The following is a 6892-nucleotide window of genomic DNA, read 5'->3' as shown; positions in this document are numbered from 1 at the left end:
TTGAAGCCGTATCGCGCGATAGCGATGCGGTATGACAAACTCAAACGAAACTACGAAAGCATGGTGGCCTTGGCCTGCGGTTTTTTATGGCTACCCATGTGAAAGGTCAACAGGCCCTAGGTTTGGGCCACTGCCATCATGGGCTAAAAGAAAGCTGGATGAAGCGGAGGAGAAAGATCTGGCGTATTGGCTTAGGGAAGGAGGACGATACAACAATCTCGAAGCACTGTTGCTTGGTTGTGACATGGCTGATCAAATTCTCATGTGCGACCCTCCTCACTGGGAAACCAAGGCTTTTTTGAAAGGGATGCGTCGCTCTCTCCGTATTCAAGTAATAGAAAAGTTCTCGGACGTTCCATTTTGGTTTGATGAGCGTATAGCTGAGGCAGAGTACGATGAGCTAATTGGCTTGGCTGCTCGAATTCTGCATGCACAAACGCTGCCTGATTTATTCCAAGATGCAGCAGTTGTTTCGCAAAATCAGATGGGGTGGAACATGAAAAAAGTTCCCCATGAGCCTGCTCTGCGTACCATGAGCCGCATCCGCGAGCTTAGCGCCGATGAAGAAACCCGCCGCCTGGCGTTTGTGCGTGAGAGGGCGTTACGGGATGAAGTGCCGTTTTTGAATGATGCGAAGCGGGAAGGTGAACAGCTAGGTATCGAGAAAATGCGTCAGGAAATTTGGCAAGAGGCGGAAGAGCGTATCTTGGAAAACAAGCGCAATGCGACCCGTAAGCTGATTGCCTTGACCGAAATGAATGATCAGCTAATCGCAGAGATTAAAGAACTGCCGGTTGAAGAAGTCGAAAAGCTCCGTGCCGAGACTCAGCACTGATCCCACCTTATTGATTGTATCCCCGCTTCACGCACAAAAAAGGGCAGCCCCGGTGGCTGCCCTCTGTGTATCTACCTGCTTTTCTTTTTTATTTTGATGGTTCTCCGTCCGGGAGGTCACCTTTGTGTGGCGGTGACAGCGTCTTGCCGGGTGGGTGCCACATGGTGAAGTGCGCATCGGCGCTTGAGTGCTGGTCATGGCGTGTTGTGGTAAAATTTGGGTATTGAAATAGGAGTGTGCATGAGCGAATTACTCGATCCCACCAACGACTACGTCTTCAAGCGGCTGTTTGCCGAAGCCCCAGATCTGCTGGTGGATCTGATCAACGATCTGCGCCCGGATCTGCCTGATATTGCTTCCGTTGAAATCATCAATCCCAACATCGAGCCAATCGAGCTGACCGGCAAGTACATCATCCTCGACGTGCTGGCCCGTGATGGCAAAGGGAACTGCTACAATATCGAAGTGCAGGTACGCCGTTACGGTGCTTGGCACAAGCGGGGGTTATTCTATCTGACCCGCACGCTAGGAAGCCAGCTGAGCGCCGGAGAAGATTACCAGGAGCTGCGTGCTTCGGTAGGATTGCATCTGCTGGACTTCGACTTATTTACGGAAACAGCCGCCGAGCGCGAGCAAGCGATCTGGCGCTTCGAGATGCGTGATGAACGCCAGCCCAATATTTCGCTGGGGAACGTTTTACAGATGAACCTGATCGAATTGAACAAGGCGGATCGCCTGGGCTTGCCAGAAGGCCCGTTGCGCGCCTGGATCACCTTCTTCAAGCACTGGCAGGAGGAACTCACCATGGCCAATATTGCCCATGAACCGGTGAAACGTGCAATGAGCCGTATCCGTGAACTCAGCGCCGACGAAGAGACCCGCCGCCTGGCATTCGTGCGCGAGCGGGCGTTACGGGACGAAGTATCATTTTTGAATGATGCTCGTCGAGAGGAATCCAGCGAGACTCTCCGTAGCCAAATTAAATTAAAATTTGGCGAAGTCCCGAATTGGGTAGAGAACCGAATTGAGCAAGCGGATCACAATCAGCTGAAAGGTTGGTTGCGAGACATTCTGTTTGCCGACAGCCTGGATGAAATGTTCAAGCAGTAACCTGCTGAACAAAATTCCCGCTTTACGTACAAAAAAAGGGCAGCCCGGTGTCGTTAGGCGACTGCCTGACAGTGTTCTGAGTCTGGCCGCTGGACGGGGCATCCGCTAGCGAATCCACGGCCATTGCCTCCTGGTTAACACGGCAGTACTGCCTGAGCGCGCAGGCCTCGGGTACCGGGCAGGTGTCGCACAGGAGAAGCATCTCCATGGCGAACCCTGCCGGCTCACCGATCACCGCTGTGCCGTCATCCATCTGGCCCTTGCCCCGCCACGCTACCAGAAACGGCCGCTGTGTCCCGCTGACCCGCGCCAGCACTCGACGGCTGCCCTCGCTATGCCCCGGCCCCAGAATTGCCCGCAGGCCTTCCAGCAAGGTGGGAAGGTCGGCCAGCTCAGGCTCGGGGTCGAAACGTCGGTAGACCTCACTGGGCGAGAAGGCGCTTCCCTCATGGATCACGGTCAACACGGCCACCCGCTCGCGCTGTGCGGGTGGCAGGTGTTCGGGGAGCGGCGGGTTATGCATGCGCGGTTCTGCACAATGCTTCACCCATCCCGGCGATCACCTTGCGCAGCTCCAACTCGGTCAGCCATGCCTCCGGTATCACTGCCTCGCCATGGATGGCGCCGAGCAGGTTGCCGGCAATCGCCCCGGTGGAGTCACTATCGCCATCGTGGTTGACCGCCAGTACTATGCCGTGGCGCAGGTCGTCGGCGACCAGGGTGCAGTAGACCGCAATGGCCAGGGCTTCCTCGGCCACCCAGCCTTCGCCCAGAGCTGCGATGGCCTCCGCATAAGGGATAGCCGTCCCCGCCAGATGCCAGGCCTGCTGCAAGGCGTCTCGCGTTTCCGGGTGGCCATCTTCCTCGGCGAGCAGGGCCAGACTCAGGGTCAGGCCTTCTTCCAAGCTGCCGCCCTCGACCAGGCGTTGAATCAGCACCGCCAGCACGCCCCCGCTCAGATAGCCGCTGGGGTGGCCATGGGTCAGCCAGGCCAGCTCCTTGCCCACGGTGAAGGTCTCGCGGGGCTCAAGGCCGTGACAGGCCCCGAACAGACCCACCGGCGCCATCCGCATCACGCCCCCGCAACCCTTGCTGTCGTTCACCGCGCGCTCGCCGAGCGCCGTCATGTCGCGCAGCGCCGAGAGGCAGGTGTTGCCCGGGGCGCGCTTGGCGTGCAGGGCCAGCTCGGCGACCAGCGCGCTCTTGACCCGGCTGGTCGGATCCGTCAGGGCGCTTTGCTCATTTTGGGTCAGTAGCCAGCGCTGCAAGGCCTCGGCGCCTGTCCGACGATGAACCTCGAGATCCCTCTCCGCCCTCTGTGTCTCCGCCGCCAACAGCCCCTCGGCGGTAAACAGGGTCATCTGGGTATCGTCGGTGATGGCGCCCACACGGCCGTAGGCGGGCCAGAACTCGGTGACACCCGGCTCGCCGAATTGCTCAATAATCTGAGCTCGGCGCCAGAACTCAACGCGAGCGCCCAAGGCATCGCCGCAGGCCCCGGCGAGCAGGCAGCCTCGGTAACGACTCACCAGGGTAGGAGAAAGTAAAGGGTGCTCAAGCATGGCGTAAGGCCTCCAGCAGCGGTTGATCGTTAGGATGGTGCAGCACCTCGCCGAGGCGCGCGATGGGTACCAGGCTCACCGCCTGGCTTTCCCAGCCCATGGCCGCCGGGCTACCCCCGAGACGTCGGGCCAGAAAGTAACGGCAGACGCTGCTCGAGCGCGGCACGTCGATCAGCCAGCGGGTCAGGGCGATGACCAGCCCGGCTTCCTCGAAGGTCTCCTGGATCGCGGTCTGCTCAAGGCTTTTCCCCGGTTCCTGCTTGCCCTTGGGAAAGGTCGCCTGGTAGCCACCAAAGGCATTGCTGGGGTGGATCACCCACACGCGCCCGTCGGGTTCCCGCACCACGGCGCCTGCCGCTGCTCGCTTACCTGGCGATAGGGTCAGTGGCGGGACTTCCAGACCGCGTGACAGGGAATCGATACCGTGACTGGGTGCTTGCGCTTGCATCGTCTCAGCGACCTCCCGGGGCATGTCACAGGGTGCGGCCTCACCTGAATGAAAAGGCCTCAGCGCCAGTCCGTTCAGCCGCGCTGGCAGAGGCCCCTCTGGCACCACCCGAGCGATCGCCTCGGCATCCTCCCAGCAGGCCAGAGACGTCGGAGTTGAGGGCGTTGTCAAGATAACCGGCTGGCCGGTGTCGTCAGGGCAGGGGTGAAAGACAGGCATGGCTGATACTCGGTCGCGTAAAGCCACCAGGTTAGCCTGAGGCGGCTGTCATCGCCATTGAATCAGGGGGTTAGCGTTTTCAGGTGGCATGGGTAAACCGCGCGGTGGTCCCGCTATGGTAAAGTGCCTGTATTGCATGAGGAGTGGCCCATGAGCGAATTACTCGATCCCACCAACGATTACGTCTTCAAGCGGCTGTTCGCCGAAGCCCCGGATCTGCTGGTGGATCTGATCAATGATCTGCGCCCAGATCTGCCCGATATCGCTTCCGTTGAAATCATCAATCCCAACATTGAGCCAACCGAACTCACCGGCAAGTACATCATTCTCGATGTGCTGGCACGCGATGGGGAAGGCAACTGCTACAATATCGAGGTGCAGGTACGCCGTTACGGGGCCTGGCACAAGCGGGGGGTGTTCTATCTGGCCCGCACGCTGGGAAGCCAGCTGAGCGCCGGAGAAGACTACCAGGAGCTGCGGGCCTCGGTGGGCCTGCACCTGCTGGACTTCGACCTGTTTACGGAAACAGCTGCCGAGCGCGAGCAAGCGATCTGGCGGTTCGAGATGCGTGATGAACGCCAGCCGAATATTTCGCTGGGGAACGTTTTGCAGATGAACCTGATCGAATTGAACAAGGCAGATCGCTTGGGGCTGCCAGAGGGTCCGTTACGCGCCTGGATTACTTTCTTCAAGCACTGGCAGGAGGAACTCACCATGGCCAATGTTTCCCACGAACCGGTGAAACGTGCAATGAACCGCATCCGCGAGCTCAGCGCCGATGAAGAAACTCGCCGCCTGGCCTTTGTGCGTGAACGGGCACTGAGAGACGAGGTATCGTTTTTGAACGATGCTAGGCGAGAAGGCGAGGCCCATTTGCTTACCAAACAAATGAAATTGAAGTTTGGCGAGCTTCCTGAGTGGGTACAGAAGCGGCTCAATTCGGCGACTCCAGAGCAACTTGATGCTTGGGGGGAGCACATCTTGACCGCCAACTCCCTCGATGAGCTGTTCAAGCACTAACACCCCGGCGGATCACGGCTCGATCCGCCCATGCCCCATCCTTGGCGATCAGTCGCCGTCCAGCAAGCGCTCCGCCGCCAGGAGCGCCAGCGTCACCACCTCCTGCCGCGTCTTGCCATGGGCCTGCCCCAGCCGGCGCAGGCGTGCCTGACTGTTCTCGTCCAAACTCACGGTGACTTCCTTGAATCCCTGCGCCTGGCGGCGCTGGCGATAGCGTTGCTGATGGCTGGCGGCCATGGCGATCACCTCACGACGTGATGGAGTAGGCCCCAGTCTCCTGTCACGACGTGAAGGGGAAGGCTGGGCATCTTTAGCGACGGGTTGCTCGGTAATGGACGACGCGACAAGACGCCAAAGGCCGCCTGGAAGGGAGCGGCCTTGTGAAAGAAGCTTAGCAAAAAACCGCGTAAACCCTCGCCCACTCGGGCGGGGATACAAGCGGGCAGCGCGGTAGCGCTGCACGGGATTGACGTTGGTCAAGAACCTACTACTATGTATAAACGTACAGTTTAAAAGCCGCCATGCCCATGCTGAAAGCCACCAAGGTACGCATTTACCCCACATCCGAACAGGCGGTGTTTCTCAACCGTCAGTTCGGCATGGTGCGTTTTTGCTACAACACCGGCCTTCGCATCATGTCTCACCGCTACCAGCGCCACGGCGAGTCGCTGAGTGCCAAGCATGACATCAAGCGGCTACTGCCCGTCGCCAAGAAATCCCGCAAGTACGAGTGGCTGAAAGAGGCGGATTCCATCGCCCTCCAGCAGGCGTGCATCAACCTCGACAAGGCGTTTCAGCGCTTCTTTGATCCCCAGCAGAAGGCCGGCTACCCCCGCTTCAAGAGCAAGCGTAGCAAACAGTCGAGCTACCACTGCGTGGGGATAAAAACCGGGGAGAGCTGGGTCAAGGTGCCCAAGCTCGGGCAAATCAAGGCGAAGATTCACCGCCCGGTTGACGGCAAGCTCAAGAGCATCACCCTGACCCGCACCGTCACGGGCAAGCACTACGCCTCGCTGCTGTATGAAACAGACCAGGCGGTGCCCGAGCCGCTAAAGAACATCGACGCAACGAACATTGTCGGCCTCGACATGGGGCTGACACACCTAGCCATTGACTCCCGCGGGCGTAAAGTCCCCAACCCGCGCTTTATCAAACAGGCGCAGAAGAACCTCAAGCGCAAACAGCAAGCGCTATCGCGCACGAAGAAAGGCAGCGCCAATCGGGCCAAGGCCCGCCTGCTCGTTGCCAAGGCGCATGAACGTGTCGCCAATGCCCGCAATGACTTCCAGCACAAACTGTCCCGACAGATCGTTGACGATAACCAAGCGGTGTTCGTCGAGACACTGAAAATCAAGAACATGATGAAGAATCGCAAGCTCGCCAAGCACATCGGTGACGCTTCCTGGTGCGGCTTGATCACCAAGCTGGACTACAAGGCCAAAGAACAGGGCAAGCATCTGGTCAAGATCGATGCATGGTTTGCAAGCTCCAAGACCTGCCATGCCTGCCAGCACAAGATGGAAAAGATGACGCTCGATGTCCGGTCATGGGAGTGCCCCGCCTGCCATACGCACCATGACCGTTATCTACTACACAATATTTTCAATCCACAAAGTATACAAAGAGGCCTTTACTGTTAGCTTGGTACGCTGTAGAATTATTATCCATTACAGCTCTATAGCGTATATCTGATGATGA

The 6892-nt window shown here is 58.6% G+C and carries 8 protein-coding genes and 1 pseudogene; 5 read left to right on the top strand and 4 right to left on the bottom strand.

Annotated features, from left to right (window positions below; genetic code table 11):
• From DU506_RS20305 to DU506_RS20295, 3 genes and pseudogenes are all read left to right on the top strand, one after another.
• A pseudogene (locus DU506_RS20305) lies at positions 1–102 on the top strand (IS5/IS1182 family transposase); the annotation flags it as partial.
• A 142-nt stretch (positions 103–244) separates the two neighbouring features.
• A complete protein-coding gene (locus tag DU506_RS20300; RefSeq protein WP_147273801.1) occupies positions 245–835 on the top strand; it encodes an RpnC/YadD family protein in 591 nt (196 codons plus the stop codon).
• Positions 836–1075: 240 nt separating this feature from the next.
• Entirely contained in the window at positions 1076–1945 is an 870-nt protein-coding gene (locus DU506_RS20295; protein WP_114488670.1) for an Rpn family recombination-promoting nuclease/putative transposase, read from the top strand.
• A gap of 22 nt (positions 1946–1967) precedes the next feature.
• On the opposite strand, the gene DU506_RS20290 is transcribed toward DU506_RS20295, so the two are convergent.
• The 3 genes from DU506_RS20290 to DU506_RS20280 are packed head-to-tail and all read right to left on the bottom strand — an operon-like array spanning position 1968 to position 4174.
• On the bottom strand, positions 1968–2468 hold the full coding sequence (locus DU506_RS20290) for a hypothetical protein (protein ID WP_114488669.1): 501 nt from the start codon (positions 2466–2468) through the stop codon (positions 1968–1970).
• A complete protein-coding gene (locus DU506_RS20285) occupies positions 2461–3507 on the bottom strand; it encodes an ADP-ribosylglycohydrolase family protein (RefSeq protein WP_114488668.1) in 1047 nt (348 codons plus the stop codon). Before DU506_RS20285 ends, DU506_RS20290 begins: the two co-directional genes overlap by 8 nt.
• Entirely contained in the window at positions 3500–4174 is a 675-nt protein-coding gene (locus DU506_RS20280; RefSeq protein WP_114488667.1) for an NUDIX hydrolase, read from the bottom strand. The genes DU506_RS20285 and DU506_RS20280 overlap by 8 nt, the downstream gene beginning before the upstream one ends.
• Positions 4175–4324: 150 nt before the next feature.
• Between DU506_RS20280 and DU506_RS20275 the strand changes: the two genes are divergently transcribed.
• Positions 4325–5194: an Rpn family recombination-promoting nuclease/putative transposase gene (locus DU506_RS20275; RefSeq protein ID WP_114488666.1), complete on the top strand. Its 870-nt coding sequence runs from the start codon at positions 4325–4327 to the stop codon at positions 5192–5194.
• A gap of 48 nt (positions 5195–5242) precedes the next feature.
• Here the strand turns inward: DU506_RS20275 and DU506_RS21510 are convergent, their stop codons facing one another.
• Entirely contained in the window at positions 5243–5674 is a 432-nt protein-coding gene (locus DU506_RS21510) for a hypothetical protein (protein ID WP_147273800.1), read from the bottom strand.
• Between the two features lie 47 nt (positions 5675–5721).
• Between DU506_RS21510 and DU506_RS20265 the strand changes: the two genes are divergently transcribed.
• Positions 5722–6834: an RNA-guided endonuclease InsQ/TnpB family protein gene (locus DU506_RS20265; RefSeq protein WP_114488664.1), complete on the top strand. Its 1113-nt coding sequence runs from the start codon at positions 5722–5724 to the stop codon at positions 6832–6834.
• Positions 6835–6892: the final 58 nt, after the last annotated feature.

This window comes from Vreelandella rituensis (genome assembly GCF_003336665.1).
GTDB lineage: Bacteria > Pseudomonadota > Gammaproteobacteria > Pseudomonadales > Halomonadaceae > Vreelandella > Vreelandella rituensis.
This window is presented reverse-complemented; position numbering and strand designations above follow the sequence as displayed.